The 25,251-nt window shown below is 72.6% G+C and carries 22 protein-coding genes, 1 tRNA gene and 4 pseudogenes; 13 read left to right on the top strand and 14 right to left on the bottom strand.

What is annotated here, in order from left to right; genetic code table 11:
- Positions 1–673: 673 nt before the first annotated feature.
- Entirely contained in the window at positions 674–2,020 is a 1,347-nt protein-coding gene (gene paaK, locus ACFV3R_RS30085; RefSeq protein ID WP_385589718.1) for a phenylacetate--CoA ligase PaaK, read from the top strand.
- Positions 2,021–2,246: 226 nt separating this feature from the next.
- Here paaK and ACFV3R_RS30080 read toward each other — a convergent pair whose 3' ends face one another.
- The 4 genes and pseudogenes from ACFV3R_RS30080 to ACFV3R_RS30065 all read right to left on the bottom strand — a co-directional run bounded on the left by ACFV3R_RS30080 (position 2,247) and on the right by ACFV3R_RS30065 (position 5,294).
- The gene (locus ACFV3R_RS30080) at positions 2,247–2,696 is read right to left on the bottom strand and encodes a DUF4190 domain-containing protein (RefSeq protein ID WP_385589716.1); all 450 of its coding nucleotides are present in this window, start codon (positions 2,694–2,696) and stop codon (positions 2,247–2,249) included.
- A gap of 166 nt (positions 2,697–2,862) precedes the next feature.
- A pseudogene (locus ACFV3R_RS30075) lies at positions 2,863–3,643 on the bottom strand (IS5 family transposase).
- Between the two features lie 19 nt (positions 3,644–3,662).
- Positions 3,663–4,439: an SDR family NAD(P)-dependent oxidoreductase gene (locus ACFV3R_RS30070; protein WP_385589714.1), complete on the bottom strand. Its 777-nt coding sequence runs from the start codon at positions 4,437–4,439 to the stop codon at positions 3,663–3,665.
- A gap of 1 nt (position 4,440) precedes the next feature.
- Positions 4,441–5,294: pseudogene (locus ACFV3R_RS30065) on the bottom strand (SDR family oxidoreductase).
- A 100-nt stretch (positions 5,295–5,394) separates the two neighbouring features.
- On the opposite strand from ACFV3R_RS30065, the gene ACFV3R_RS30060 reads away from it, so the two are divergent.
- Complete coding sequence (locus tag ACFV3R_RS30060; RefSeq protein ID WP_385589712.1) at positions 5,395–6,024, top strand: TetR/AcrR family transcriptional regulator; 630 nt, start codon at positions 5,395–5,397, stop codon at positions 6,022–6,024.
- A 41-nt stretch (positions 6,025–6,065) separates the two neighbouring features.
- Positions 6,066–6,175 (top strand): annotated as a pseudogene (locus tag ACFV3R_RS30055) (IS5/IS1182 family transposase); the annotation flags it as partial.
- 185 nt (positions 6,176–6,360) lie between these two features.
- Here the strand turns inward: ACFV3R_RS30055 and cobF are convergent.
- Positions 6,361–7,161, bottom strand: coding sequence for a precorrin-6A synthase (deacetylating) (cobF, locus tag ACFV3R_RS30050; protein WP_385589710.1), 801 nt, complete (start codon positions 7,159–7,161; stop codon positions 6,361–6,363).
- Between the two features lie 216 nt (positions 7,162–7,377).
- On the opposite strand from cobF, the gene ACFV3R_RS30045 reads away from it, so the two are divergent.
- Positions 7,378–7,451 (top strand) — tRNA-Met (locus ACFV3R_RS30045).
- Positions 7,452–7,645: 194 nt separating this feature from the next.
- On the opposite strand, the gene ACFV3R_RS30040 is transcribed toward ACFV3R_RS30045, so the two are convergent.
- The 4 genes from ACFV3R_RS30040 to ACFV3R_RS30025 form a co-directional block, all read right to left on the bottom strand.
- Complete coding sequence (locus ACFV3R_RS30040; RefSeq protein WP_385589708.1) at positions 7,646–8,062, bottom strand: CBS domain-containing protein; 417 nt, start codon at positions 8,060–8,062, stop codon at positions 7,646–7,648.
- A 221-nt stretch (positions 8,063–8,283) separates the two neighbouring features.
- The gene (locus ACFV3R_RS30035; protein ID WP_385589706.1) at positions 8,284–9,699 is read right to left on the bottom strand and encodes an amidase; all 1,416 of its coding nucleotides are present in this window, start codon (positions 9,697–9,699) and stop codon (positions 8,284–8,286) included.
- 168 nt (positions 9,700–9,867) lie between these two features.
- The gene (locus ACFV3R_RS30030; protein ID WP_385589704.1) at positions 9,868–10,683 is read right to left on the bottom strand and encodes a hypothetical protein; all 816 of its coding nucleotides are present in this window, start codon (positions 10,681–10,683) and stop codon (positions 9,868–9,870) included.
- Positions 10,684–10,792: 109 nt separating this feature from the next.
- On the bottom strand, positions 10,793–11,953 hold the full coding sequence (locus tag ACFV3R_RS30025; RefSeq protein ID WP_385589702.1) for a hypothetical protein: 1,161 nt from the start codon (positions 11,951–11,953) through the stop codon (positions 10,793–10,795).
- 330 nt (positions 11,954–12,283) lie between these two features.
- Here ACFV3R_RS30025 and ACFV3R_RS30020 point away from each other — a divergent pair.
- Together ACFV3R_RS30020 and ACFV3R_RS30015 are read left to right on the top strand one after the other, a co-directional pair.
- Positions 12,284–12,822: pseudogene (locus tag ACFV3R_RS30020) on the top strand (5-methyltetrahydropteroyltriglutamate--homocysteine S-methyltransferase); the annotation flags it as partial.
- Positions 12,821–12,964: a hypothetical protein gene (locus ACFV3R_RS30015; protein ID WP_385589700.1), complete on the top strand. Its 144-nt coding sequence runs from the start codon at positions 12,821–12,823 to the stop codon at positions 12,962–12,964. The pseudogene ACFV3R_RS30020 and the gene ACFV3R_RS30015, both read left to right, overlap by 2 nt.
- 190 nt (positions 12,965–13,154) lie before the next feature.
- Here ACFV3R_RS30015 and ACFV3R_RS30010 read toward each other — a convergent pair whose 3' ends face one another.
- The gene (locus ACFV3R_RS30010) at positions 13,155–13,790 is read right to left on the bottom strand and encodes a LysE family translocator (protein ID WP_385589698.1); all 636 of its coding nucleotides are present in this window, start codon (positions 13,788–13,790) and stop codon (positions 13,155–13,157) included.
- A gap of 605 nt (positions 13,791–14,395) precedes the next feature.
- On the opposite strand from ACFV3R_RS30010, the gene ACFV3R_RS30005 reads away from it, so the two are divergent.
- Positions 14,396–15,424, top strand: a complete 1,029-nt coding sequence (locus tag ACFV3R_RS30005) for a TolB family protein (protein ID WP_385589696.1) — start codon at positions 14,396–14,398, stop codon at positions 15,422–15,424.
- Positions 15,425–15,590: 166 nt separating this feature from the next.
- On the opposite strand, the gene ACFV3R_RS30000 is transcribed toward ACFV3R_RS30005, so the two are convergent.
- Positions 15,591–16,589 carry a DMT family transporter gene (locus ACFV3R_RS30000; RefSeq protein WP_385589694.1) on the bottom strand — a complete coding sequence of 333 codons (999 nt, stop codon included), beginning with the start codon at positions 16,587–16,589 and terminating at the stop codon, positions 15,591–15,593.
- 205 nt (positions 16,590–16,794) lie between these two features.
- Positions 16,795–17,406 (bottom strand): TetR/AcrR family transcriptional regulator, encoded by a 612-nt coding sequence (locus tag ACFV3R_RS29995; RefSeq protein ID WP_385589692.1) that lies wholly within the window; start codon positions 17,404–17,406, stop codon positions 16,795–16,797.
- 88 nt (positions 17,407–17,494) lie between these two features.
- Between ACFV3R_RS29995 and ACFV3R_RS29990 the strand changes: the two genes are divergently transcribed.
- The 4 genes from ACFV3R_RS29990 to ACFV3R_RS29975 all read left to right on the top strand — a co-directional run bounded on the left by ACFV3R_RS29990 (position 17,495) and on the right by ACFV3R_RS29975 (position 21,148).
- Positions 17,495–18,454, top strand: coding sequence for an aldo/keto reductase (locus ACFV3R_RS29990; protein ID WP_385589690.1), 960 nt, complete (start codon positions 17,495–17,497; stop codon positions 18,452–18,454).
- Between the two features lie 59 nt (positions 18,455–18,513).
- Positions 18,514–18,906, top strand: coding sequence for a hypothetical protein (locus ACFV3R_RS29985; RefSeq protein WP_385589688.1), 393 nt, complete (start codon positions 18,514–18,516; stop codon positions 18,904–18,906).
- 99 nt (positions 18,907–19,005) lie between these two features.
- Positions 19,006–19,569 (top strand): CGNR zinc finger domain-containing protein, encoded by a 564-nt coding sequence (locus tag ACFV3R_RS29980; protein WP_385589686.1) that lies wholly within the window; start codon positions 19,006–19,008, stop codon positions 19,567–19,569.
- Between the two features lie 517 nt (positions 19,570–20,086).
- A complete protein-coding gene (locus tag ACFV3R_RS29975; RefSeq protein ID WP_385589684.1) occupies positions 20,087–21,148 on the top strand; it encodes an alpha/beta fold hydrolase in 1,062 nt (353 codons plus the stop codon).
- A gap of 216 nt (positions 21,149–21,364) precedes the next feature.
- Here ACFV3R_RS29975 and ACFV3R_RS29970 read toward each other — a convergent pair whose 3' ends face one another.
- The gene (locus ACFV3R_RS29970; protein ID WP_385589682.1) at positions 21,365–21,796 is read right to left on the bottom strand and encodes a nuclear transport factor 2 family protein; all 432 of its coding nucleotides are present in this window, start codon (positions 21,794–21,796) and stop codon (positions 21,365–21,367) included.
- 333 nt (positions 21,797–22,129) lie between these two features.
- On the opposite strand from ACFV3R_RS29970, the gene ACFV3R_RS29965 reads away from it, so the two are divergent.
- Positions 22,130–23,074, top strand: coding sequence for a hypothetical protein (locus ACFV3R_RS29965; RefSeq protein WP_385589680.1), 945 nt, complete (start codon positions 22,130–22,132; stop codon positions 23,072–23,074).
- Between the two features lie 118 nt (positions 23,075–23,192).
- On the opposite strand, the gene ACFV3R_RS29960 is transcribed toward ACFV3R_RS29965, so the two are convergent.
- The gene (locus ACFV3R_RS29960; RefSeq protein WP_385589678.1) at positions 23,193–23,546 is read right to left on the bottom strand and encodes a VOC family protein; all 354 of its coding nucleotides are present in this window, start codon (positions 23,544–23,546) and stop codon (positions 23,193–23,195) included.
- Between the two features lie 251 nt (positions 23,547–23,797).
- On the opposite strand from ACFV3R_RS29960, the gene ACFV3R_RS29955 reads away from it, so the two are divergent.
- Positions 23,798–24,994 (top strand): cytochrome P450, encoded by a 1,197-nt coding sequence (locus tag ACFV3R_RS29955; RefSeq protein ID WP_385589676.1) that lies wholly within the window; start codon positions 23,798–23,800, stop codon positions 24,992–24,994.
- Positions 24,995–25,251: the final 257 nt, after the last annotated feature.

Below are 25,251 nucleotides of genomic sequence, written 5' to 3'. Positions count from 1 at the left end.
GATGCGGCGCGTCGTGTCACCGGCGCGGCTCCACTCCTTCATCGAGACCGTCGGCCGCCCGGGTGTCCACCTCCGAAGGGCCGGCCTCAGCACGCGCCGCCGGAGGACCGTGCCGGCGCGAGGGCCTCACCGCCGAGAAGCCCGAACCGTCGCGCGGGGTGCCCCAGACACAGACCCGCGAGCCCGAGCAGGAGGCTGCCGGGCCCGGCCCGCGTCCCGACCTGCACACACCGGAGCTCGACGAACTCCCGGTCGTCGTCGCGGAGGGCGCTTCCGACCAGGACGTTCGACGCCTCGCGCTCGGGCGCCCGCCCCCAGGGCCTGCTCCAACGCCTCGACCACCACGTGATGCGGCAGGACAGGAGGGGGTGAAGCGTCGATAGGAGTGCACCCCTGTGAGGTCACGGAACCGGCGCCCTCCGCCCCGCTCACCGGCTGCAACGCCCCCCTTGACACCCCCTGGCCCTTGCTGGATTACTTGGCCTGCCGCATGCTGAACGAATGGTCGGTCGGTGCCCGAGGTGGATGAGATGCCACAGATCAGGCAGAGGGTGGACCGCGGACGCCTCGGGGGCGTCGCCGGAACCGGCGCCGCGCGGAAGCGGTGGCGGCCCACCGGAGCGACACCGGGGCCGAGGGCTTCCGTGGCCGTAGCGATGTCCGAGGAGTCGCCGTGATCAGTGAGCCGAAGTCCCCGTCCACCGCCGCCCGTCGGCGCGGTGAGGCGCCGCCGCCGGATCTGCTCGACGAGGCCGAGCGGCTCACCCGTGACGAGGTGCGCGCCCTGCAACTCACCCGCCTGCGGGCGACCTTGCGCCACGCCTACGACAACGTCGAGGTGCACCGCAGGAGGTTCGACCGGGCCGGGCTCAGGCCGGAGGACTGCCGTTCCCTCGCGGACCTGGCGCGGTTCCCCTTCACCACCAAGGCCGACCTGCGCGAGACCTACCCCTTCGGCATGTTCGCCGTTCCCATGGCCGACGTCCGGCGCCTGCACGCCTCCAGTGGCACCACCGGGCGCCCCACCGTGGTCGGGTACACCGAGAAGGACCTGTCGACCTGGGCGGACCTCGTCGCCCGTTCGCTACGGGCCGCGGGCGGGCGTCCGGGGCACAGGGTGCACATCAGTTACGGCTACGGCCTGTTCACCGGCGGGCTGGGCGCCCACTACGGGGCTGAGCGGGCCGGGTGCACGGTGATCCCCGCCTCGGGAGGCATGACCGCACGCCAGGTCCAGGTCATCCGGGACTTCGAACCCGAGGTCATCATGGTCACCCCGTCCTACATGCTCACCCTCCTCGACGAGTTCGAACGACAGGGCGTCGACCCCCGTTCGACCTCGCTGCGGACCGGCATCTTCGGCGCGGAACCCTGGACCGAGGAGATGCGCCGCGAGATCGAGGAGCGCATGGACATCCATGCGGTCGACATCTACGGGCTCTCCGAGGTGATGGGTCCGGGCGTCGCGCAGGAGTGCGTGGAGACCAAGGACGGCGCGCACGTGTGGGAGGACCACTTCTACCCGGAGGTGGTGGACCCGGTCACCGGCGAGGTACTGCCCGACGGTGAGCTCGGTGAACTCGTCCTGACCTCCCTGACCAAGGAGGCGCTGCCCGTCATCCGCTACCGCACACGGGACCTGACGCGCCTGCTGCCGGGCACCGCCCGGGCCGGGTTCCGGCGCATCGAGAAGATCACGGGGCGTTGCGACGACATGATCAACCTCCGCGGGGTGAACGTCTTCCCGACCCAGATCGAGGAGGTGGTGCTCCGCACCCCGGGCGTCGCCCCGCACTTTAGGATCGAACTCGGCACGCGCGGCAGACTGGACCACATGACCGTCCGCGTGGAGGCCAGGGCGGGTGCCGGCCCCGAACAGCGCGAGGCTGCCGCGCGGACCATCGCCCGGGGGGTGAAGGACGGCGTCGGGGTGAGCGTGGAGGTGGAGATCGTGGAGCCGGCCACCCTGGAGCGTTCCCTCGGCAAGTCGCACAGGGTGGAGGACCTGCGGCAACGATGAGGTGCTCGACACCGGGCGGCTCGGGTGGCTTCACGGTCACGGCGATGTCCCGAGCGGCGTCCCGCCGGACCGCACGGTCGCCGTCCTGGGCGCGGGGAGGCCACCGGGCGGGCGCCCGCACCACTGGGGAGACCCGTTTGCGGCGCCCCGGCACGCGGTCGCGTGCCGGGGCGCCGCCCGCTCACCGTCGCGGTGCGTGCGGGGCTTGGGCGGGTGTGGCCTCTCGTCAGTGGTTCACCTGGTCCGAGAAGTCCTCGGCGCACTGTTTGCGGTCCGCCTGGGACTGGGCGTGCTGCACGCAGTCCTGGTAGCTGTGGAACTCGTCGGAGTTCAGCAGCGAGACGCCGGCGGCCAGGATGACGGCGCTGCCGACGAGTCCCAGTGCGCTGAGCACCGTTCCTGCGATCGCCATGCCACGGTGCGGCGCCCGCCCGGCCCTCGCCTTACGGATGCCGACGATGCCGAGGACAAGCCCGACCAGTCCCAGGACGAGCCCGCCGAACACGGTCCAGAAGCTGATCAGGGCGAGGATGCCCAGCACCAGGGAGGCCACCGCCAGCCCGTTGCCGGCGGCCGGTGACGGCGTGTTCGCGCCCTGCGGGTACGGCTCGTGCCCCTGGGCCTGCGGGTACCCGGGGTACTGCGGCTGCTCTTGGTGTCTGCCGGGTGTTGCCACGGTGGTCCCCTCCCGATTCTCGGCCGCGGCCGGTTGCCGCGCCGCATGAACCACCGCTTGCCCGGAGCTTTCATGTCCATGCCGGTGCGGCGCGGGGCTCCCGCAGGCCTCGCAGGCGCGGGCCCGGCGGACCGGGCGGGCCCTTCGGCTGCAATAGGACCGTGTCCTACGTGGTGAGTCGAGCGTGCCGTTTGTAGCAGCAGAGGGCGGCAGCGAGGCCGAGAAAAGCCAGGTAGTTGCGGGGATGGCGTTCGTAGCGGTGGTTGAGTCTGCGGTAGCCGGTCAGCCAGGGCATGGTGCGCTCGATGACCCATCTGCGACGTCCTAACCGTTCGCTGGACTCGACTCCCTTACGGGCGATGCGCACGCCGATGTGCTTTCCCCAGAGCCATTCCCGCAGGTGAGGAACGCCGTACGCCTTGTCCGCATGCAGGCGTTGGGGTTTGAAGCAGCGGTCGCGGTGGGGGGCGCGTCTTTTTGGTGACCCTCGACCATCGGCTTCAGCGCGAGGCTGTCGTGGGTGTTGGCCGCGGAGAGGCCGACGACGAGGGGCAGCCCCGTTCGCGTCCTACAGGACGTGCATCCTGGAGCCCGGCTTGCCCCGGTCCACGGGGCTCGGACCTGTGAGTTCGCCCCTTTTTCAGCCCTGCCGTGGGCGGAGTCGAGGAGGGCCCCCGGGAGAGGTCGAGGAGGTCGGCGTCGTCCGGGCGGTGCAGGATCTCCTCGTGCAGCCGGCCCCAGACGCCGGCCCTGCACCAGATCAGGAGCCTGCGGTGGGCCGTTGACTTCGACATCCCGAAACACGGTGGCAAGGCCCGCCAGGCGCATCCGCTGACCAGAACGTAGGTGATCGCGGCGAACAGCGTTGCATCAGGCGTGTCCTGCGTCCCGCCGCCCTGCGACCGCACCCTCGATGGAGGGATCAGCGGCTCCGCGATCTCCCACAACCCGTCCGGCTTGCAGCAGTCAGCGGATGGTGAGCCCGCCGTCGACGGTGAGGATGGTGCCGGTGGTCCACTGGGCCGAGGCCAAGTAGGCGGCCGCGGTGGCGATGTCTTGGGCAGTGCCCAGGCGTCCCAGAGGGTAGGAGTGCTCGATCTGCTCGTCGTGTGCGGTGCGTTCCTCTGGGGTCATGGGGGCGAGATAGGAGCGTTCGTACTGGGGAGTGCGGACGGCGCCCGGCGCGATGGCATTGACACGAACTCCTTGGGGGCCGAGTTCACTGGCCAGCGCCCGGGTCATGGAGTTGAGCGCTCCGCGGGTGGCGGAATAGGCGGCTGAATGACGGCCGGCGACCATTTTGCGGGCCCAGTAGCTGCTGATGTTAACGATGCTTCCCCGAGCGTTCACGAGGGCGGGCAGGAGTTGCTGGCTCAGCAGCAGTGGCACCTGGACGTTGAGGTGCCACATGGTGTTCATCTCGTCGACCGTGGTGTCGGCAAGGGAGGCGAAGTGTGCGGTGCCGACGTTGTTGACGAGGGTGTCGACCCGGTCGGTCAGGTTTCCGACGTGCGCCGCGATCCGGGCGAGGGCATCAGGCGCGGAGAGATCCGCGGGGACGGTGTGCACGACGGTGCCGTGCCGGCCGAGTTCCTTGGCGGCGGTCTCGAGCTTGTCGCGCTTGCGGGCGACGAGAATCAGGTCCACTCCGTCCCGGGCCAGGGCATCGGCGATGGCCAGGCCCAGGCCCTCGCTGCCGCCGGTGATGACGGCGAAACGGCTGGTGGTGCGGTGCTCGGACATGTCAGATCGCCTTTGCGTGGTCGGAGGAAGCACTCAGGGTCGCGAAGCGGCCTAGCTCTTCGAGTTGGTCGCTGCGGGCGTTCTCGATGCCGGCGAGGGCGTCGCTGCCGAGAGGAAGGCGCAGCGGTGGGCTCGGCATATCGGCGAGGATGACGAGGGCCTCGGCCACACGGGCGGAGTCGCCGGCCTGGCGGCCCACGGCGCCGGCGGAGCGCGCCAGCGCTCCGTGCACGGGGAGGTTCTCGGGGAGGGCAGCGCTACGGGAAAGCCGGCTCGCCCAGTTGGCGCGGAAGCCGGTGCGGATCGCTCCGGGCACCACGATCGTCGTCCGGATGCCCAGCGGGGGGAGTTCGGCGGCCAGTGAGACGCTCAGACCTTCGAGGGCGTGCTTGCCGGCCGTGTAGGCACTCATCCCGGGGCACCGATCTGCCCTGCCAGCGAGCTGATCTGCAGCACACGGCCCGCTTTCGCCACGCGCAGGTGGGGCAGAGCGGCACGCAGGGCATTGGCGGCGGCGAAGAAGTTCACGTCGAACTGGGCGCGTAACTCCGTGTCGTCCAGTTCCTCGAAGGGGCCCGCCTGCGCGTAGCCGGCGTCGTTGACGACGATGTCGAGGCGGCCGAACCCGGTGATCGCGTCATCCAGTACCGGACGCAGCGTACCGGCGTCGGTGATGTCCACGCCCACGGTGCGCAGACGCCCGGGAAAAGCGGCGGTCAGCGGTTGCAGCGGCTTGCCGTCACGCGTGATAGCGATCACTCGCTCACCTGCATTCAGAACCCCACTGAGCAGGGCCTGGCCCAACCCGCCGGACGCGCCGGACACGCCGGTGACCAGCCACACGCGGGATCCCATGCGTTGCACCTTCCCAGTCAAGCAAACGGACCATTGCTGTCCGTTTCTGTAGGCTAGAGTAGGCGGACAGAGGTTGTCCACTTATGGCTAGGGTGAACTGATGAAATCGGAGCGGCCTGCGGCGACGCAGGGCACGGCGAAGCCCGTGCGCGCCGACGCCCAGCGCAATGCCGAGCGGGTCCTCGCGGCGGCGCGTCGCGCCGTCGCCTCTGCCGGGCTGGACGTGAGTTATCACGAGATCGCGCGGGAGGCCGGCGTCGGCGTGGGCACCGTCTACCGGCGTTATCCCGAACGGGACCAACTCATGGCGGCGGTATTGAGCGACATCCTCGCCGAACTGATCGACACCGCACGCCGGGCTCTGGACTGCGATGACACCTGGGAGGGGTTCTCGTTGCTGTTCACGGACCTGGCCCTGCGCACCACGCAGAACGCAGGGCTGTCCGGCTCCCTGGACCAGTATGGCGGGCCCGCTGTCGCCGAGCAGCGCCACGAACTCCTCGGCCTCGCCCGGAGGGTCATCGAACGCGCCCAGGACCAGGGACGTCTCCGCCGGGATCTGGCCTGGCAGGACGTACTGCGGCTGACCGGCGCCCCAGCGACACAGGGATGCGTGCTGGGGCTTGAACCTGGTCTCACCCGCGGTCACCGCTCCGTACTGGCCGTTCTTCTCGACGGTCTGCAAACCGGCCCACACCGGCGACGTGCCGAAACCCTCAGAAGCGGATGACATCGCCCGGGAGTGCGCGACATCGCCCGGACGATTCCTGACTCTCCGGCTGCCGGCGGTTGCACCGAAGCCACGAGCGCAGGCCTGAGCACTTCCTCGCCTCACCGCCATAGCCACCAGCCTCATCAACTACCGCCGACTCACCAAGTGAAACGACGTCTGGCAGGTACCCGACGCCAGGGTCGGGAGGCGCGCCAGCGGTGCCGGCGATGTCGCTCAGGGCGCCGGACCGCGGGGTCGCTCCGTCCGGGCCGGCGAGCGGCGAGCGGCGAGCGGCGAGCGGCGAGCGGCGAGGGACCGTGCACACCTCGGGCCTGCCAGGGCCAGGCGAGGCCCTCAGACGTTCGGTCCGGTCGCCGGCTGCTCGCCCCTCCGCAGCAGGTAGGTGTCCATGATCCAGCCGTGCCGGGCGCGGGCCTCGGCCCGGAGCTGCCGGATGCGGTCGGCGACCTCGCCCAGGGGGCCGGCGACCAGCAGCTCGTCCGGGGTGCCGAGGTAGGCGCCCCAGTAGATCCAGACGTCCTCGCCCTCGAAGTGGCTGAAGGACTCGTGCGCGTCGAGCATGACGACGATGTCCCCGTCGTCGTTCCGCCCCACCTCGCCGACCCGGCGGGCCGGTGTGATGTGCACCGGCCGGCTGACCTGGTTGAGCGGGATGCGGTGCCGGGCGGCGAGGGAGGAGACACTGCTGATGCCCGGGACGACCTCGACGGCGGTGGAGACGGTGCCGCGGTCCTCGATGTCGGCGAGGATGCCGAGGGTGCTGTCGTAGAGCGACGGGTCCCCCCACACCAGGAAGGCACCGGTCTCGCCGTCCGTCATCTCCTCCCGCAGCAGCCGCTCGAAGACGTCCCCGCGACGGGCGCGCCAGTCCTGGACGGCGGAGGTGTAGTCCGAGCGGTCCATCGGCCGGCGGTCGCGGCTCGGGTCCTCGACCTCCACGACGCGGTACGGGGCCTGCGCGTGGTCCTCGATCATGCGGTGCCGCAGGTCCGTCAGTGAGGCCTTGTCCGGCCCCTTGCCCACGACGAAGAAGACGTCGGCCCGGCGCAGGGCCTTCACCGCCCCGAGGGTCAGGTGGTCCGGGTCACCGGCTCCGATGCCGATGACGAGGACCCGGCGCTGCTCCGTGCTCATGGGCCCATTCTCGCAGCCGGGCCCGGTGTCCCGAGGTCGGGCCCCGGCTCCCGCCCCGGCAGGGGCGGGCGGAAGTGTCGGCGTTGTCGGCACCCGGCTCGTAGACGGCTCCGAACGGCCGCACGCCCGTTGCCACGCCGTCCGGCAGGCATGTCGGCAGGAACGGCGGCAGAAGTCGCTTTGCGGGGTCAACGGCATGTACAGTGGCGGAACCGACGCGGGGTGGAGCAGCTCGGTAGCTCGCTGGGCTCATAACCCAGAGGTCGCAGGTTCAAATCCTGTCCCCGCTACTCACACAGACGGTCCCTCGACTTCAGTCGAGGGACCGTCTGCTTGTGTGTGGTACCGGCCGGAGAGCGCCGCCGCCGAAAACGTCCCCCGAGGCGCCTCGGGCGCCGGCGGGCGGTGACTGTCTCCCCCGGAGCGCGGTTCGCGGGCAGCGGCCGGACGAGTCGGGTTCGGCTCGCCCGGGCGTCCGCGGCCGTCAGTCCGTGGAGAGGGCCTCGACGAGTTTTCCGGCGTCCGGTGACTTCAGGGCACGGGCCGCGTCGGCAAGGGCCACCATGCCGACGAGCTGTTTGCCGTCGATGACCGGCAGCCGGCGGACCTTGTGGGAGGTCATGGTGGCGAAGACCTCGTCCACGTCGTCGTCGGCGCCGATGGTCACCGCCTCGCCCTGGGCCAGCGAACCGGCCTCCACCTCAGCGGGGTTCAGCCCCGTACCGAGGACCTTGACCACGATGTCGCGGTCGGTGATCACTCCCGTGAGGCGGTTGTTCTCCCCGCAGATCGGCAGCGCGCCGACGCCGAGTTCCTTCAGTTTGCGGGCGGCCTCCAGCGCGGAGTCGTGTGCGCCGACGCATTCCGCGCCGCCGCTCATGATCTCTCGGGCCGTGGTCATCGACTTCCTCCTCGCTGTGTACGGCGATCCGTACCCGGCCTCCCGTCCGCGCGGACGGGCAAGCCCGGGCTCGGCAGACGCGTTCCCGCGCGCGAAGCCCCCACACCCTCGCGGCCTCGGCGCACGTCCTCTTCGGCCCCACCGACCCGGCTGCCTGAAGACGCGCCCGAACCGGTGCGCCGGCTGCTTCGGGGCGTGGGCGCGAGTGGTGGAGCCCGACGTCACCAGTCGGCGGGGTGGCGGTCCCGCCAGGGGCAGGCGGCCTCCAACTGCGCGCTCAGCGCGAGCAGGGTGGCCTCGTCCGCGGGGCGTCCGACCAGGCTCACTCCTACCGGGAGGCCGCTTTCGTCCCAGTACAGGGGGAGGTTGACCGCCGGCTGGCCGGTCATGTTGGAGACGCTGGTGAAGGCCGAAAAGGCGCTCTGGCGGTGGAGGTTGGTCAGGGGGTCCCCCGACTCGTCGAAGTGGTGCAGTGGTCGGGGCAGGGTGGCGAGGGTCGGGACGAGCACGGCGTCGTAAGCGGCGGTCGCCTGCACCGCCTGCCGGGCTGCTCGCTCCATCCCGGCGAGGGCGGCAGCGAACTGCTCGGCGGTGATGGTCCGGCCGTGCTCGCGCCAGGCCCGGGTGACCGGCCGGAGCTTCTCCTCGTCGGCCGGGGCCACCGCGTGGCTGAGGGACTTCACCCCCCAGACGGTGGTGAAGAGGTCGGTGACCTCGGGCCCGAACGGGCAGGGTACGTCCTCCACCTCGTGACCGAGCCCGAGCAGCACTTCGCCGGCGTGCTCCCACGCCGCAAGGCACTCGGGGGCGACCTCCGTGCCGGCGGCGGGACGCGCGTAGCGGGCCACTCGAAGGCGGCCGGGGGTGCGCGCGGTGCTTGCCAGGTAGGTCTCGCCCGGCGGGAGCGGCGGGACGCAGGGGAGCTCGCCGGGCATCGGTCGGGCGAGCACGTCGAGAGCGGCTGCGGCATCCCGTACGGTCCGGGCGAGGGGCCCCTGCACGGCCAGGCCGGTGATGTCGTGGGCGGTCGGGCCGCCGCTGACCCGTCCGCGGGAGGGCTTGATGCCGAAGAGGCCGCAGGCGCTCGCGGGGATGCGGATGGAGCCTCCGCCGTCGCTGGCGTGGGCGAAGGCCACGAGTCCCAGGGCGACCGCGACGGCCGCGCCACCGCTGGAGCCCCCGGCGGTCAGCTCCGGGTTCCAGGGGTTGCGGGCAGGGCCGACCAGGTCGTTGTCGGTGTAGCAACAGAGCCCGAACTCCGGGGTGTTGGTCTTGCCTATGCTGACGGTTCCGGCTCGACGCAGCAGGGTGACGGTGTGGGCGTCCTCGGCGGGCAGGTGGTGCGCGAAGACGCGGGAGCCGAAGGAGGTGGGTGCGTCCGCGGTCGGGGTGAGGTCCTTGATGGCGGTGACGGACCCGAGGAGCGGTGAGGCCGGCGTTCCGGTGGCGAGGCGGCGGCGGGCATCGGCTGCCTGCCGCAGGGCCCGCTCCGCCGTGACGGTCACGAAGGCTCCGTAGCGCGGGCCCAGACGTCCGGCGCGCTCCAGGTGGTGCCGGACGATCTCCACGGGGTCGGTCTCCCCGCGCCGCACCGCCTCGGCCTGTTCGAGTGCGGTCAGTTCGTGGAGTTCGGTCACGCCGGCTCCTCCTGGGGTCCCGGGGGTCCGCGGACCGCCCTCACCGGCTCACCGAGGCCGGCCGGTCACGCGGGGACCAGCGTAGACCGACCAGTCGGTATGGCCAAGGGGGCGGCACTGCCCGGCCCCCGGGAGGCGGGGGGCCGGTGGCCGGGAGCCGGCGCCCGGTCAGTTCCGTGGGCAGTCCGGTGCCTTGTTCTTCGCCGGCCCTCGCGCGTACCAGCGGCCGTCCGCCGTCGTCCACCCGCGGCTGCCCAGCTCCGCGGAGTTCGGGCAGATGAAGCGGGGCAGGTAGACGACCCGGTAGTCACCCGGGTCCGGCAGTTCCGCGGTGAGCTCGAAGGGTCTGCCGTGCGGGGCGGTCAGGTTCTCCTCCGCGGTACGGCCCCCCACCTGGTAGTGGATGCGGTAGTGCCAGCGGCAGTGGCCCGTCGTCGCGCTCGCCCGCAACAGGAAGGACCAGCTCTCGCCTTGGTCGAAGGTGAACTCCCGCGCCTTGGGGCCGGTGAAGAAGGGACCTTTGGCGCCGTCCTCGTGCAGCCGCGGGACCGGCGCGTCGATCGCCGCGTCCAGCGCGAGGACGTCCTCCCCGCCCTGGGAGGGGGAGTAGACGAGGCTGCCGCCCGTGGGCGCGTCACAGCCTCCCCCCTCGACGACGGGGACGATGTCGGTGACGCGTACCTGCTGGGTGGCGTTGCCGCGCAGGGTGACCAGCCACGCGGCGTCCCCCACGTCCATCAGGTCGGTACGGTCCACCAGCGAGGCGGCGTTCAGCCCCTTGAGGAAACCCGCGCCGTCCCTGCCCCGGTACAGGTACCGGCCGTTGTCCTTGACGTCGCGCACCTCCACCGTCTGGAGGGCGTCCTGCGGCGAGAGGCTGTCGTGGAGCCCGTCGAGCGGGAGAACCGCCTTCACCGCCGTCGTCAGGGCGTCCTGGAAGGTGACGGTCGCGACGCCCAGGACGATGGTGGCCAGCCAGGTCACCGGGCTCCTGAGGTGGCGCAGGCGCCCACCGGGGACCGGTGGTGCGGTGCGCGGCGGACGCGCTCCCCTGCGCAGGCTGCTGCGGGCGAGCGCTCCTGCGCCCCGTCTCCTAGGTCGCCTGTCCGGCATGCGCCGACTCCCCCTCCGGTTCCGCGAACTCTTCCCGCACCACGCCGCGCCGGGCCGCCCTCAGCGCCCACAGCACGGCCAGCCCCACCGCCCACCCCCAGACGGTCCCGAAACGTACGGCACCCGCGAGCTGTTCGCCCAGGGTGTCTCGCGCGGCCTGGTAGTCCTGGCCGGCGACCCACGCGAGGCCGATCCCCTTCGCCGCAGCGGCCAGTGCGGCGGCGACGGCCGTCGCCGACCAGCACTCCAGCAGCACGGGGAGATGTGACGCGTCCTGCGCTCTTGCCGCCACCCGGTGGAGCAGCACCGCCAGGAGCAGGAGGAAGAGCAGACAGGAGGCGAGAGTGAGGAGCCACCCACCGGTCTCCTCCGTCGGCAGCGGACGCAGCCGCAGTGCCGGGTGGAGGACGCCCTTCCACACCTCGACCAGGTCCGGCGGCTGGTAGGGCTGCCAGAGCTCCGGGGCGAAGGTGACCTGCCTCCCGAGGGTGCGCACCAGGGTGTGCCTCATCACCAGCCCGCCGGCGATCGACAGCAGCAGCACGGGGAGCAGCCCGGCGGCCGTGACGTTCCGGCGGCCGGACCGGGCGAGTCCTGCGGCCTCGGCTCCGCGCTCCTCGGTCTGCGGCAGCAGCACCCGGAACGGCTTCCACCGCCGGGCGCTCCACAGGCACACCCACAGGCCCACCGAGACCTCCCAGCCGCACCACAGGGCGTACCCGACCGGAGCGGGCAGCGCCCGGTTGAGCGCGTACTGCAGGTACCGCCGCGGCCATCCCACCTCGCTCGGTGACGGGTCGACGTCGAGGGCCCGCGCCACCAGTTCCGCCAGGCCGCTCGCCAGCAGGACCGTCCCCCACAGCATGACCAGCGCCCGCACACCCGGCCGTCCACCGGGGACGGAGCGCAGCACGAGGTAGAACAGCACGCTGCTCGCGGCCACGAAGACGGCCTGGGGAAGGTACCCGGCAGGGTCCGGGGCCCCGGTCGCGAGGAAGCCGCCGGGCACGAATTCGTCCGACCCGGGGGTCACCCGCAGGCAGCGCGTCGCGTCCAGGAGGCGGGGGCAGAGGGAGTGGAAGGAGAAGAGGACCACGGCCTGCGCCAGGGCGTTGTAGAACGCGAGTGACGCTGCGGTCAACCGGTGCACCGCTCCCCTCCCCCGAGGTCTGCCGGCGCACGGAACACGCCGGGTAGGAAGAGTGTGCCGCACGGGACGCACCCGGCAGGCCCCGACGAGCAGATTCAGCCGGGGCCGGCCCGGTCCGCACCGGATTCGCACGGCTCTTCCTCCCGCAGCCCCACCCGGTCCAGTCGGCCACCAGTGTCGCGAACACCCCCCAGCTTCGCCCGGAGTTCGCCGGCCGGCAGGCCACCGCCCTGCGCGAGGGTGCGCGAGCCGCCGCCACGCCCGTTCAGGAGCCGTCCGGCCAGGACGCCTGCATCCTGTCCGGCAGCCACCACCGCGTCGTTGGCGGCGGTCGAGCACGTCGACGTCAGCGCCTCCTGCTCCCTGCTGCACGTCCCGCTCGACGCCGCCGCCGAACGCGACGTCGAGCCGCAGATCCTGCGCCGGCTCGCCTTCACCCGTCAGAAGACCGCGGAGGTCGTCACCCTCGCCAGGGGCCTGACCCGCGGCGCCGGGGCCATCGCCGCCGAACTGGCCGCCAACCGCGCCGATCTCGCCTCACGGGCACACTCCGCCCTGGCCAACGACCCGGCCGTCCGCGCCCGCGCCGCGGCCGTGACCGAGGCCGACACCCGCCGGCCCCAGCCCTACACCGAGCGGACCGTCGCCCAACGTGCCGCCTCGCCCTGCCGTTGCTGCCGACCACCACCATCGGTTCCCTCCCGCAGACCGGTGACCTGCGCAGTGCCCGCGCCGACCTGCGCGCCGGACGGATCAGCACCACCGGCTACGAGGACCGCATCAAGGCGGCGGTCCAGGAGGTGCTCTCCTTCCAGGAGGAGGCCGGTCTGGACGTCCTGGTGCACGGCGAGCCCGAACGTGTACGACATCCACTCCCCGCGGGTACCGGGCACCGAGGAGGCCGCCACCCTGCTCCGTGCCGGGCTCGAGGCCATCCCGGCGGAGCGGCTCCGGGTCAACCCCGACCGCGGCCTGAAGACCCGTGGCCGGCCCGAGACGTGAGCCTCCCTGGCCAACCTGGTCGCGGCGGCCCCCTCCGTCCGCGGCGAGTTGTCCGCCCCCTGAGGAACGCGCGCGGGCCGGGGCCTTCCGCAGCCCCGGCCCGGGCGCGGCCTCGCGGTGCCGCATCGCGGCACCGGCGCGGCTGCGGCGGGGCGGGGCGGAGTACGCCGCCGGCGGTGGGACCCCGTCCTCAGACGGTCTCGACGGCCGAGCCGAGGCCGAGGGCGACCAGCACCCCGGCGGAGGCCCACTCCAACGCCCGGTTGACCCGCGGCCGGCGCAGCCAGGTCATCATGCGGCTCGCGAACACCGTGACGAGCGTCAGCCACCCGGCGGCGATCACAGCGTCGATCGCGCCGAAGGCCAGGATCACCGGGAGCGTGGAGTGGTCGTGCGGCAGGAACTGGGGGACGACGGCCACGAAGAAGGTGCCCACCTTCGGGTTGAGCAGGCAGCTCAACAGGCCCTGGCGGAAGGCCGGCCCGCCGGGCAGGGCCGCCTCGGACGGCTGCGCGGGCGACGGCGGACCGCCCGCGGAGCCGCCGCGGTACGCCCACAGGCTCTGCACCCCGAGGACGACCAGGTAGACGGCGCCGGCCAGACGTACCGCGGTGTAGGCCGCGTCCCACCGCTGCAGGACCGCTGCCAGGCCGATCGCGGCTGCGGCCGCCCAGGCGAGGGAGCCCGCCGCCGCCCCGAGGGCGGTCGCGACACCCGGGAGACGGCCGCCCCGCGTGCAGTTGCGGACCACGAGGAGGGTGTCCGGGCCGGGGGCCATCGTCACCAGGAGGGCGAAGAGCGCGAAGCCGGCGAGGGTACTCGTCACAGCGGGATCCTATGCCGCCGCACGGTCCACCCGGGAGGCAGGACGCCGCCGCCCGGCCCCCGCGCCCCTCGCTCCCCGGCCACCCGGACACACCCCCTTCCACGGCTAGTAAGGTTCGCCTTACCTAAGTAACCGTGTGGCAGGGTGTGCGCTCCGACGCCTCGGTGACGTGTCAGCCGTCATGTCTAGCGCCGGGACCACACCCGCCCCCACCACCCACCCGGACAGGAAGAGACAGTGACGGACACTCCTCGCTCGGAGCCCACCCCCGCCGAACGCGCCCGCTCCATCCTGGTGGTCGCCGGCTCCCTCACCCTCACCACGGCTGGGTCGCGCACCACCGTCCACGACGCGCACACCGTCGACCACGCGGGCCGGCTGACCCTCACCGGCCTGCCGGACGCGCACCGCCCGGAGTTCGCCGAGGCCCCGCGCGCGGAGACCTCGCCACCGTCCTGGAGTTCACCGACGTTGCCCCCACCCCGGTCCGCGACCGGGTCCGGGCCCGCCTCACCCTGGCGGGGTACCTCACGGAGACGGCCTCCCGGGGCAGCTTCACCAGTTGCACCCGGGCCGCGCTGACCGGGGACGGCCTCACCCGTGCCGTGGGGCTCGACGAGCTCTCCGCCGCGCGCCCCGACCCGCTGGCCGTCCACGAGGCGGACCTGCTCTCGCACCTCGGCGCCGCGCGCACCGACATCGCCACCCGGCTGGCCCCCCTTCTGCCGGCTCGGCTGCTGTCCGGGGCGGTGCGGATCCACCCGGTGCGCGTGGACCGGTACGGTCTGGCGCTCCGCCTCGAACACGCCCGCAGCGCCTATGACGCCCGGCTGCCCTGCGCCGGCCCGGTCCACCGCTGCGGCCAGGTCATCCAGGAGGTCCGCGCCATGCTGGCCCGCGCCGCGACCCGCTGCCCCCGCCTGACCGGCGCCGCGATGGACGACGCGGCCGCCCCTTCGCCGGACGGGACCCGACTGGCCTTCGTCTCCACCCGTGGGGACCACCGCGCCCACACCTGGCTGCTCGACCTGCGCACCAGGAAGCTCACCAACCTGACCGGCGGAAAGGACGTCGCGGGTGATCCCGAGAGCCCCGACGGCCACTTCCACCCCTCCTGGTCGCCGGACGGCCAGTGGATCGCGTTCGGGCTGGGCGGCTGGTTCCAGGAACGCGCGGTGAGCAAGGCCGCGGTGCTGCGGGTGCGCAGCGACGGCTCGCAGTGGGAGGCGCTCACGGACGACACCGCCAACGCCGGCTTCCCCAGCTACTCCGCCGACGGCAACGAGCTGGTGTACCGCGTGTGGGGCCAGGACGACAAGGGGCCGCGCGTCCTCGACCTCACGACCGGGGCGATGCGGGTACTCACCGAGGAGTTCGACAACCTGCCCGACTGGTCGCCCGACGGCGAACTCATCCTGTTCACCCGCAAAACGAGTGCGACCAACTTCGACGTCTGCACGATCCGGCCCGACGGGACCGGCCTGCGTGCCCTGACCAGCAGTGGCGCGAACGACGGCCACGCGTGTGGAACAGGGACGGACGCATCCTCTACAACAGCGGGATGTACGGGTTCCGGCAGGAGGCGGCCCTGTACGACGACACCTTCCAGCCCTACGGCCAGATCTTCAGCATGAACGCCGACGGGTCCGACAAGAAGATGCTGACCGACAGCCAGTGGGAGAACTCCATGCCGCTCTTCCTGCCCAGGAGGTCTTCAGCTCGTGAGGTGAGGGGGCTTCCCGGTGTTCCCCGGCCGGCGTTGCGGGCGGCGGAACACCGGGAGCGCGACGGGAGGGGCGGTCACTTGGCCCCGGCGCTGCGTACCGCCCCCACGCTGGCCGCGACGACCAGCGCGATGGCGACCACCTCCGCCCAGCCCAGCGCCTGGTGCAGTACGAGGAACCCGGCCGTCGCCGCGGCAGCGGGCTCCAGGCTCATCATGATCGCGAAGCCCGCGGCGGGCAGCTTCTTCAGCGCCAGCAGCTCCAGGGTGTAGGGCAGCACCGAGGACATCAGCGCGACGGCGGCGCCCAGCCCCACGGTCACCGGGTCCAGCAGTGCGGAGCCGGCGGTGGCGACACCCAGCGGCAGGCTGAGCACCGCGGCGACCGTCATGGCGAAGGCCAGCCCGTCGGCCTGCGGGAAGCGGCTGCCCGTCCGCGCGGAGAGCAGGATGTAGGCCGCCCACAGTGCGCCGGCGGCGAGCGCGAAACCGGCGCCGACCGGGTTGAGTCCGTCGAAGCCCTCGCGCCCCAGCAGCACCACACCGCCCAGTGCGAGCGCCGCCCAGACCAGGCTGACCAGCCGGCGCGAGGTGATCACGGACAGCGCCAGCGGGCCCAGGAACTCCAGGGTGACCGCCGCGCCCAGCGGGATGCGGTCGATGGCCTGGTAGAACAGCGTGTTCATGCCGCCGAGTGCGACGCCGAAACCGACCACCGTGGCCCAGTCGACCCGCCGGTACCCGCGGAACCGTGGGCGGCAGGCCACCAGCAGCACCACCGACGCGACCACCAGCCGCAGGGTGACGACACCGGCCGCACCGGCCCGGTCGAAGAGGGTCGCCGCCACCGCCGACCCGAACTGGAGCGAGACGATGCCGCCCACCACCAGCGCCACGGAGACCGCCCTGCCGCGACCCTGGGAGGTCGCGGCCCGCTCCGAGGCCCTGACCTCGGGCGAGGCGGGAACGGCCGCCTCCTCGGGGACGGCGACGGGCGGGGTCTCGAAGTGGGGGCTCGACGGGGTGTGCGCGTGGGCGTCCGCGGGGCTGCCGGCGTGGGGGTGCGACTCGTTCACAGGGCCACCGTACGGGGTGGTGGTAGGGGGCCGTCCAGCCGTTCGCCCCTGACAGCCGGTTCGCCGAGCGCGCCTGGGAGCAGCCGCGACACGCGGCAGGACTCAGCCGGCACCCTCGACGGGCCCGGGCGGCCTCTCCCCTCAGCACCGGCGGACCGCACCGGCCGCCGGGTCCCCTCCGTACCGGAGGCCGCCGGCGGGAGGACTACCGCTGCGCCTTCGGGCGCAGGGCGTCGACGACCAGGTCGAGGAGACGCCCGGTCTGCTCGGGGGTGCCACTGCTCGCCGTGGACAGGAACACCCCGAGCAGGATCGCGGTGACGTCCTCGGGGTCGACGTCCGACCGGAGCGAACCGGCCTCCGCCCCGGCGGCGAGGTACGCCCCGATCTCGGCGGTGATGCGCTCGCGGGTGGGTGGCGTGATCCGCCCCGAGGCCCAGCCGGCACGGAGGCTGTCGATCATCCCGTGCTTCGCCGCGCTGAACTGCGCGTAACGGTCCATCCACGCGCGCAGCGCCTCGTCCGGAGGGAGTTGGCCGAGCAGTGCGGAGGAGCACGAGGTCACCTCGTCGAGCTCGGCGGCGTAGACGGTCTCCACCAGCGCCTCGCGGGTGGGGAAGTGACGGTAGAGCGTACCGATGCCGACTCCGGCCTCGCGGGCGATGTCCTCCAGCGGGACGGTGACGGCCGTGGCGAACGCGGCCCGCGCCGCGGCGACCAGCTTCTCGCGGTTGCGCAGCGCGTCCTTGCGCAGCGGGCGTTCGGCAGCGGGCGTGGCGGGCTGGGCGCCGGCGGGCTTCGGTTTCGGGGAACTCAAAACGGAGGCTCCTCCGGTAGTGCTACAGTCAGGTCAGAGCGGAGGTCCCTCCGCTTTCCTCATCCTCTCACAGGACGGGTGTTCCGCGATGTCCGCTGACGTTCCCTCTCCTCACACCACCGCCGCCCTCGACACCACCGCCACCGGCGCCTCCCGCGCCGGTGGCCCCGGCCGTCTCGGCGTCCACACCGTCTCCCGTATCGGCTACGGAGCGATGCAGCTCCCGCGGCTGCGCGAGGACCGCGGCACCGCCGTCGCGCTGCTGCGCCGCGCCGTCGAGCTCGGTGTCGACCACGTCGACACCGCCCAGTTCTACGGCGACGGCCTCGTCAACGACCTGATCCGCGAGGCACTCCGCCCCGAGGACGGCGTCCTCGTCGTGAGCAAGGTCGGCGCCGACCCCGACTCCGGCGGCCCCCACCCGCTCCGCGCGGCGCAGCGCCCGGAGCAGCTGCGGGCGAGCGTCGAGGACAACCTCCGGTCCCTGGGCGTGGACCAGGTCCCGGTGGTGAACCTGCGGCGCATGGACACCGGACCGGGACTGCGCGCCGAAGGCGACCAGGTGGTGGACCTCGACGACCAGCTCGCGGTGATGACCGCGATGCGCGACGAGGGCAAGATCGGCGCGATCGGGCTGAGCAGCGTGACCCCGGACACGCTGCGCCAGGCGCTCCCCGCGGGCATCGTCTGCGTCCAGAACGCCTACAGCCTGGTGGCCCGTGACGACGAGGAGATGCTCGCGCTCTGCGCCGCCGAGGGCATCGCCTGGGTCCCCTACTTCCCGCTCGGCAGCGCGTTCCCCGGCTTCCCGAAGGCGACCGACGAACCGGCGGTCCGCGCCGCGGCCGAATCCCTCGGCTGCACCCCCGCGCAGGTGGGCCTGGCCTGGCTGCTCCGGCACGCCCCCAACGTCCTCCTCATCCCGGGCACCGCCGGCCTCGAGCACCTGGAGGCGAACATCGCCTCGGGTGGGATCACGCTCGACGACGCGACGCTCGCCGCGCTGGACGCCGTCCCCTCCCGTCCGGTGGACGTCCCCCTCGGCTGAGGCGCCCCGGCGGCAGCCCGGACACGGCAGACCACCCCCGTCGGACGGCAGGCGGACACATGATGAAGTCACCCACCCCGCTGCCCGCAGCGACCGACCCGGAGGGAGGGGACGTCGGTGGCGTCAGGGCCGACGCCGAGGGCCTGCCGAGCAACTGGGGCCGGTGGGGCCCGGAGGACCGGCTGGGCACGCTCAACCTGATCACCGGGGAGGTGCGGACCAGGGCGGCCGCCGAGGTCCGTACACACCCGGAGTTGGCCCCCTCCTGCCCTTCGCCGCTGCACCGGGCCGGCCTCGGCATGCTGGGGATGCCGCTGGTCGACGTGGCGGAGGTCGGCGAACTCGCCTCCGTTTGCGTCGAGTTGGTCCGCCACACCTTCCTGCTCGCCCTTGCGCCGCCCCGGATACACGGACTGACCGGGGTGCCCGTCAAGCCGCTCGCCCTCTTCTGAGTCCGGCGCGCCGGTGCCCCCCACGGGGGGCGGGCGTCCGGTGACTGGGGCAGGTGCCGAGGATTGCACCTGCCCCAGTCACCCGTCAGAATGGTGACAATGAACACCGATCACGTCTTCGTGTGCGGCAATCCGGCCCTCGACTTCGCCGCCACGCTCCGGGCGCGTCGCACGGTGCGCTTCGAGATGTTCACGACACCGGACCGACTGGACGCCTGGTACCTGGAGTGCGGGCTGTTCGATGCCGTCACCCCCGGAGGGCCTGCCGACGTGGAGCGCGCGGTGGCCGCACGGGAGGCGGTGTACGACCTGATCACGGCCCGCCGCCTCGGCGAGGAGTTCACCGAGGCGGCCCTCAGGGACCTGAACGACGCGGCGCGCAGGCCGTCCGCGGTCCCGCAGCTCACACCGGCGGGGCGGAGGACCGAGGCGACCCCCGAGGAGGCGCTGGCCACCGTGGCCCGCACGGCGGTCGAGTTGCTGAGCGGCCCGGACGTGCCACTGCTCAAGGAGTGCGGCAATCCCGAGTGCACCCGGGTCTACATCGACCGCTCCCGGGGCATGCGGCGGCAGTGGTGCGGCATGGAGTCCTGCGGCAACAAGATCAAGGCAGCGGCCTACCGCGCCCGCAAGAAGAACTCCCCGGCCGCAGCGGCCCGCTGACGACCACATCCACCCCCCGCCAGCCGCCCCGGCCCGCGCCCCTCGCCGTCAGAAACGGTCCGCAGCCTCGCACCACGGCCGCAGGAACAGCCCTGCCCTGCAACGGCGTTCCCCCCGGCCCCTTCGCACCTCCCCTCACGGTCCCGGCGCTCCGCACCGGCGCCCACCGCAGCGGGCGGCGCCATGCAGGAGAGACGGAGCCCGTCCTCCAGCGACCGCCGGGCCGCCCGTTCCGCCGCCCGCCAAGGCCCCGCCCCTCGGCCGCTTCCGGCCCTCCCCCGCCGCACCGGCTTCCGCAGCTCCCGGCCGAGAACGACCGGACGCGAACGGGCGGAGTGCGTCACCTGTTTGACAGGTGACGCACGGCGTGGAAAAGTCACCGCGCAGACACACCGCAACCTTGCGCGCCCCGGCCCCGCACGATCGATGGGCCAGCAACTCCCGGGAAATACCGCCTGGGTGGGTCTTCGTCGTCGCGCACGTGCAGCCGCACACCGAGAACCTCCCGGAGGCTTCGATGATCGACAGGCGCACTTTCACCAGGACCGTGGGCATCGCAGGCATCACCGCCTCTTCGCTGGGCGGCCTCGACGTCTCCTCAGCCGCCGCCGGCACCCCGGGCCACGGCACGACGACTCCGGCCCTGCCGGCGGTCGTCACCCCCGGCACCCACACCTCCCCGGGGGAACTGAAGCGCGTCAAGGCCGGCCTGCTGGAGGTCGGTTACGCCGAAGCAGGCCCCGCTCACGGTCCGGTGGTCCTCTGCCTGCACGGCTGGCCCTACGACATCCACAGCTTCGTCGACGTCGCCCCACTGCTGGCCGCCGAGGGGTACCGCGTGATCGTCCCCTACCTGCGCGGCCACGGCACGACCCGCTTCCTTTCCTCCCGGACGTTCCGCAACGCGCAGCAGTCGGCCATCGCGCTGGACATCGTCGCCCTGATGGACGCGCTCCGGATCGAGACGGCCGTACTGGCCGGCTTCGACTGGGGAACGCGGACCGCGGACGTCATCGCTGCCCTGTGGCCGCACCGCGTCAAGGCACTGGTGTCGGTGAGCGGCTACCTCATCACCGACGTCGCTGCGCAACAGGAGCCACTGTCACCACAGGCCGAGTACTCCTGGTGGTACCAGTACTACTTCGCCACCGAGCGGGGCCGGCGCGCCATGCAGGACAGCACCAAGCGGCCCGAGTTGTGCCGGCTCGTCTGGGACACCGTCTCCCCCACCTGGGACTTCGACGACGCGACCTTCGCGCGGACGGCCACGGCCTTCGAGAACCCCGACTACGCCGACATCGTGGTCCACAACTACCGCTGGCGGCTGGGCCTCGCCGACGGTGAGCGCCACTACGACCGGTACGAGAAGCTGCTCGCTGCCCGGCCCGCCATCCGGGTACCGACCCTCACCCTCGACCCCGAGCGCGACCCGTTCACCGCTCCGGGCGACGGCTCCTCCTACCGGGACCGGTTCGTCGGCGCCTACGAGCACCGCACCCTGCCCGGCGTCGGCCACAACGTGCCGCAGGAGGCGCCGACGGACTTCGCCCAGGCCGTCGTGGACGCGGACCACCTCTGAGGCAGCTGACCGGCCCCCGCACCGGCTCGGCGGCGACAGCCCTCGCGGTGGACGTCCCCGGCACTGCCGCCACCGGCACGCCGATGCACCCGGCGGCCCTGCGGGAGTACCGACCGAGGCCGGCCGCACTGCGGTGCGCACCCTGCCGATCGACACCCGGTACCGGCCTCTCCACGTGACCACGGGCTGAGGCCGGCGCGCGGGGCGGGCTCCTCGTCAGGTACGCAGGTGGCGGCTGACATCCCCCACGAGGTGGATGCGCACCTGCCGTTCGGTGAACCGCCACCGGCCGTCGCGGCACGCGAAGCGGTCGAGGTAGCGCCCTGCGGCCACGGGTTGCAGCGGAAAGCCGGGGAGGGCCTGGAACACGGTGACGTAGGACCGTGCGGTGCCGGTCCCCGCCTCCTCGTCGACGTCGACGTGGAGGTTGGTCGTGGCGTGGTGGGTGCGCGGAGTGCCGTCCTCGTGGAGGATCACCGTGTCCCGCAGCATCTGCTCGACTTCCCGGCCTCTTACCGGCGCCCCGCTTCCGATGAACACCGCGTCGGCGAACAGCGCGCCGACGCCGGCGAAGTCCCCGGTGTCCACCAGTTCGGCGTACTCGGCGATCAGCCGGAAAATGGCGGCAGTTCCCGCAGGTGTGCTCATCGCCCGATGCTACGACTTCCGCGACGGACGGGCGGCGGGCCCCTGTGCACCGGCCGCCGGCTCCTTGGGCTGCCACTGCGCACGGTGCGGGTGGTTCACGCGGGAGCGTTCGGGAGACGGTGTCCTGCGCACACGTCACGGGGTGCGTCCTCGGGCCGGGGCGTCGTCGACCGGAGCATCCCCCGGTGCAGCACGCGCCTCGCTTCGTACTCTGCTCCAACGGATCGGTGATGGCCTTCCTGTCACAAATCTCCGAAGCCGCGCAGAATTTGATGCCATCACCCATGCGTGAGGCCCTGGCAACGCGTCGACCAGCCGGTCTACATTCGAGCGATGTTCAAAAGCTTGGTTCTCACCGGTCTCACCGGCCTCACCGGCGCGGCTCTCCTCGGCGCCGCCGTGTCCCCCGCTGACGCCGCACCCCCCGCACCGCCCCGGCCAGCCGTCCACTGGCAGCAGGTGGGTGAGGGCATCACCTCGGGTGTCAGCGGCATGGCCGTCGTCAGGCTCCGGCACGGCGCGGTGGACGCCCTCCTCGTCCGGGACAACAAGGAGCCCGGCCAGAACCGGCTCGCCCTCCTGCACCGGACGGGGACGGGTGACGACGCGAGGGTCTCGGTGCGTCCGCTGTCCTGGCCCGGTACCGAGCCGGTGGACCTGGAGTCGGTCTCCGCCGTGCCCGGCCACCGGGGACAGTACGTCGCACTCAGCAGCGACGGCCACGCCTACTGGTTCTCACTCGCCGGCAACACCGTCTCCCTGCGGGGCACCTTCGCGCTTCCCGCGCACCCGACGAAGGCCAACTACGAGGGCTTCGCGCTGACCCGCGGGCACGACGGAGAACTGGTCGCGGTGTGGGCCGACCGCGGCCAGGACGAGCGCCCCGGCACACTGAACGCCGCCACCCTGGACCTCGGCTCCGGATCCTTCGGCCGTCCGGTCTCCCGCGAGGTCAGGGCGCCCTACCCGACGAAGGACGTCCGGCACGTCTCGGATCTCGCGGTCTCCTCCGACGGTTCCCTGACCGTCTCCGCCGCCTCCGACCCGGGCGACGACGGTCCGTTCACCTCCGCGCTGTACCGGGCCGGGCACCTCACCACCGGCCGGCACGGCGCCGTCCACCTGTCGGTCACCTCGGCCCCGCAGGTGCTCGCCGCCTTCACCGGGCACAAGATCGAGGCTCTCGCCTGCGCACCGGGCTCACGCCAGGGCCTGCTCGGGACCGACGACGAGAACGCCGGTGGTGCGGTCGCGGCGTACGGGTTCTGCCGGTCCTGACCAGCACGGGCCCGGGTGCGCCCCGGCCGTCCCGCCGGCCGGGGCGGCCACCGTCGCGCGTCGTGGCGGCGGTGACGTCCGGGGGCGGCGCGAGAACGCCGGTCGGGGCGGGCCCGGGTCAGTAGTACTGGACCAGGCAGAACTCGTGGTCCTCGGGGTCGGCCATCACCATGACGACCCCCTCGTCGTAGTCGTGCCGCTCGCCGGTGGGCCGGCCGCCGAGGGCGACGACCTGCGCCATGCCCTGGTCGATGTCCTCCACCAGGACGTCGAGGTGCAGGCGCACCTTGCCGTGCTGTGGCTCGGCCACCGGCTGGAAGACCAGGCGCGGCTGCGGGTCGTCCGGGTGGCCGAGGTAGACCCATCCCGGGCGGGACGGCCCCCGGGACCGGTTCAGCACCGCACTCCAGAAGTCCGCCACCCGTTCCACGTCGACGCAGTCGACGGTCACCCCCACCCAGCGGTTCGTCATGTGCCAGCTCCCCCTCCGGTGCGGGCTTCCCCCCGCCTCGCGGTCCGCCCTCCTGGCGAGAAAGTACCAAGGGACCCTCGCGCCCCCCGCGACGCACGCCTGGGTCCGCGGCGACCCGCACACGGCGCGCTCCCCGCCACCGCTGCGGTGCCCTGCCCGGTGGCCCGCCGCATCCCTCGCCCCGGCGCCCTGACCCACCAGCCGGGCACATCACGGATGATGGACGTCCCAGCGGAACGGAGACCGAGCACGTGAAGGACGACACTCAGCGGGAGCCGACGCCCGAACTGCCCGCCGAAGCCCGGGACACCGCCTGCCCGGTACGCGCCGTCCGCAGCGGCTCGTCCGGGCGGACCGGCTACCTCGTCACCGGTTACGCGGCGGCCAGGCAGGCGCTCGGCGACCCCCGCCTGTCGAAGGACACGGCTGCCTACTTCGCCGGCAAGGACTCAGGGCGCCGACTGCACCCGGCGGTGACGCGGACCATGCTGGCCAGCGACCCCCCGCACCACACCCGCCTTCGCGCGCTGGTGACCAGGGCGTTCACCACGGGCGCCGTCACCGCGATGCGTCCGTTCATCAGTCAGGTGACCGACACGCTGCTGGACCGGTGGCCCGCGCAGGGCCAGGTCGACGTGGTGGCCGACCTGGCCCTGCCCCTTCCCGTCACCGTGATCTGCGGGCTGCTCGGAGTGCCCGAGGCCGACCGGCCCGAGGTCGCACGCTGGTCCGCCGAGCTGTTCGCAGCAGGCCGGCCCGAGCTGATCGACGACGCCTCCCACGCGATGGCCGCGTACATGACCGACCTCATCGCCGACAAGCGGAGCCGGCCGGGCGACGCGCTCCTGGACCGGCTCGTGTCGGTCCGCGACGGTGAGGACCGGCTCAGCGAGGACGAACTGGTCTCCCTCGCCGTCCTGCTCCTCGTCGCCGGACACGAGACCACCACCCACTTCATCGGCTCCGCGCTCCTCGCGCTCCTCCAACAGCCGTCGGAAATGGCCGGATTGCGGCGCGATCCGGGTCGGGTGCCGGGCGCGTTGGAGGAGTTGCTCCGCCACAGCTCTCCCGTCAGCACCGCCACCTTCCGGTACGCCACCGAGACCTTCACCCTCGGCGGCACCGAAATTCCCGCCGGTGCTCCGGTCCAGGTGGCCATCAAAGCCGCCGACCATGATCCCGACCGGTGGTCCCCCTGCCCCGGACGACTCGACCTGGAGCGGAACGCCGCCGGGCACCTCGCCTTCGGCCACGGCATCCACCGCTGCCTCGGCGCCCCGCTGGCCCGCGCCGAGGCCGAGATCGCCCTGCGCGCAATCCTCACCCGCTTCCCGGAGCTCCGGCTGGCGGTGCCCCCGGAGCAACTGGCCTGGCGTCCGACCCGCCTGGTCCGCGGGCTGGTCGCGCTGCCCGTCCTCGTCCGGGCCGGCTCCCCCGATCGTCCTTAGGGGTCCTTGCCATATGAGCGTCCGATGAGGTCGCGTGGTCTGGTGCCGTGCATCGCAAGGCGCCGGAGAGGTCTCGTAGCGGAGCTACCAGGGCTTTTCGGCAACGCCGCGAGGTGCGGTGCCAGACCACGCGGCCCGGGCGGGCATATGGCAAGGACCCCTTAGTACTGCAACGGTGCTTACCGTGACGGTTGTTGGGTTCACTCGTTGGACCGTTCATGGGTGGGGATATATCCGAGGTCGATGCTCGTCGCTGG

It is taken from the genome of Streptomyces sp. NPDC059740 (genome assembly GCF_042733155.1).
GTDB lineage: Bacteria > Actinomycetota > Actinomycetes > Streptomycetales > Streptomycetaceae > Streptomyces.
The sequence above is the reverse complement of the archived record's forward strand: the minus strand, read 5'-3'. Positions and strand labels throughout refer to the sequence as shown.

Bases quoted from the DNA above. Each gene is read 5' to 3' on its own strand.
- ACFV3R_RS29990 (WP_385589690.1), top strand. From the start codon at position 17,495: ATGTCCGCTGACGTTCCCTCTCCTCACACCACCGCCGCCCTCGACACC.
- ACFV3R_RS29970 (WP_385589682.1), bottom strand. From the start codon at position 21,796: ATGAGCACACCTGCGGGAACTGCCGCCATTTTCCGGCTGATCGCCGAG.
- ACFV3R_RS29980 (WP_385589686.1), top strand. From the start codon at position 19,006: ATGAACACCGATCACGTCTTCGTGTGCGGCAATCCGGCCCTCGACTTC.
- ACFV3R_RS30060 (WP_385589712.1), top strand. From the start codon at position 5,395: ATGAAATCGGAGCGGCCTGCGGCGACGCAGGGCACGGCGAAGCCCGTG.
- ACFV3R_RS29960 (WP_385589678.1), bottom strand. From the start codon at position 23,546: ATGACGAACCGCTGGGTGGGGGTGACCGTCGACTGCGTCGACGTGGAA.
- ACFV3R_RS29965 (WP_385589680.1), top strand. From the start codon at position 22,130: ATGTTCAAAAGCTTGGTTCTCACCGGTCTCACCGGCCTCACCGGCGCG.
- ACFV3R_RS30070 (WP_385589714.1), bottom strand. From the start codon at position 4,439: ATGTCCGAGCACCGCACCACCAGCCGTTTCGCCGTCATCACCGGCGGC.
- ACFV3R_RS29985 (WP_385589688.1), top strand. From the start codon at position 18,514: ATGATGAAGTCACCCACCCCGCTGCCCGCAGCGACCGACCCGGAGGGA.
- ACFV3R_RS29975 (WP_385589684.1), top strand. From the start codon at position 20,087: ATGATCGACAGGCGCACTTTCACCAGGACCGTGGGCATCGCAGGCATC.
- cobF (WP_385589710.1), bottom strand. From the start codon at position 7,161: ATGAGCACGGAGCAGCGCCGGGTCCTCGTCATCGGCATCGGAGCCGGT.
- ACFV3R_RS30040 (WP_385589708.1), bottom strand. From the start codon at position 8,062: ATGACCACGGCCCGAGAGATCATGAGCGGCGGCGCGGAATGCGTCGGC.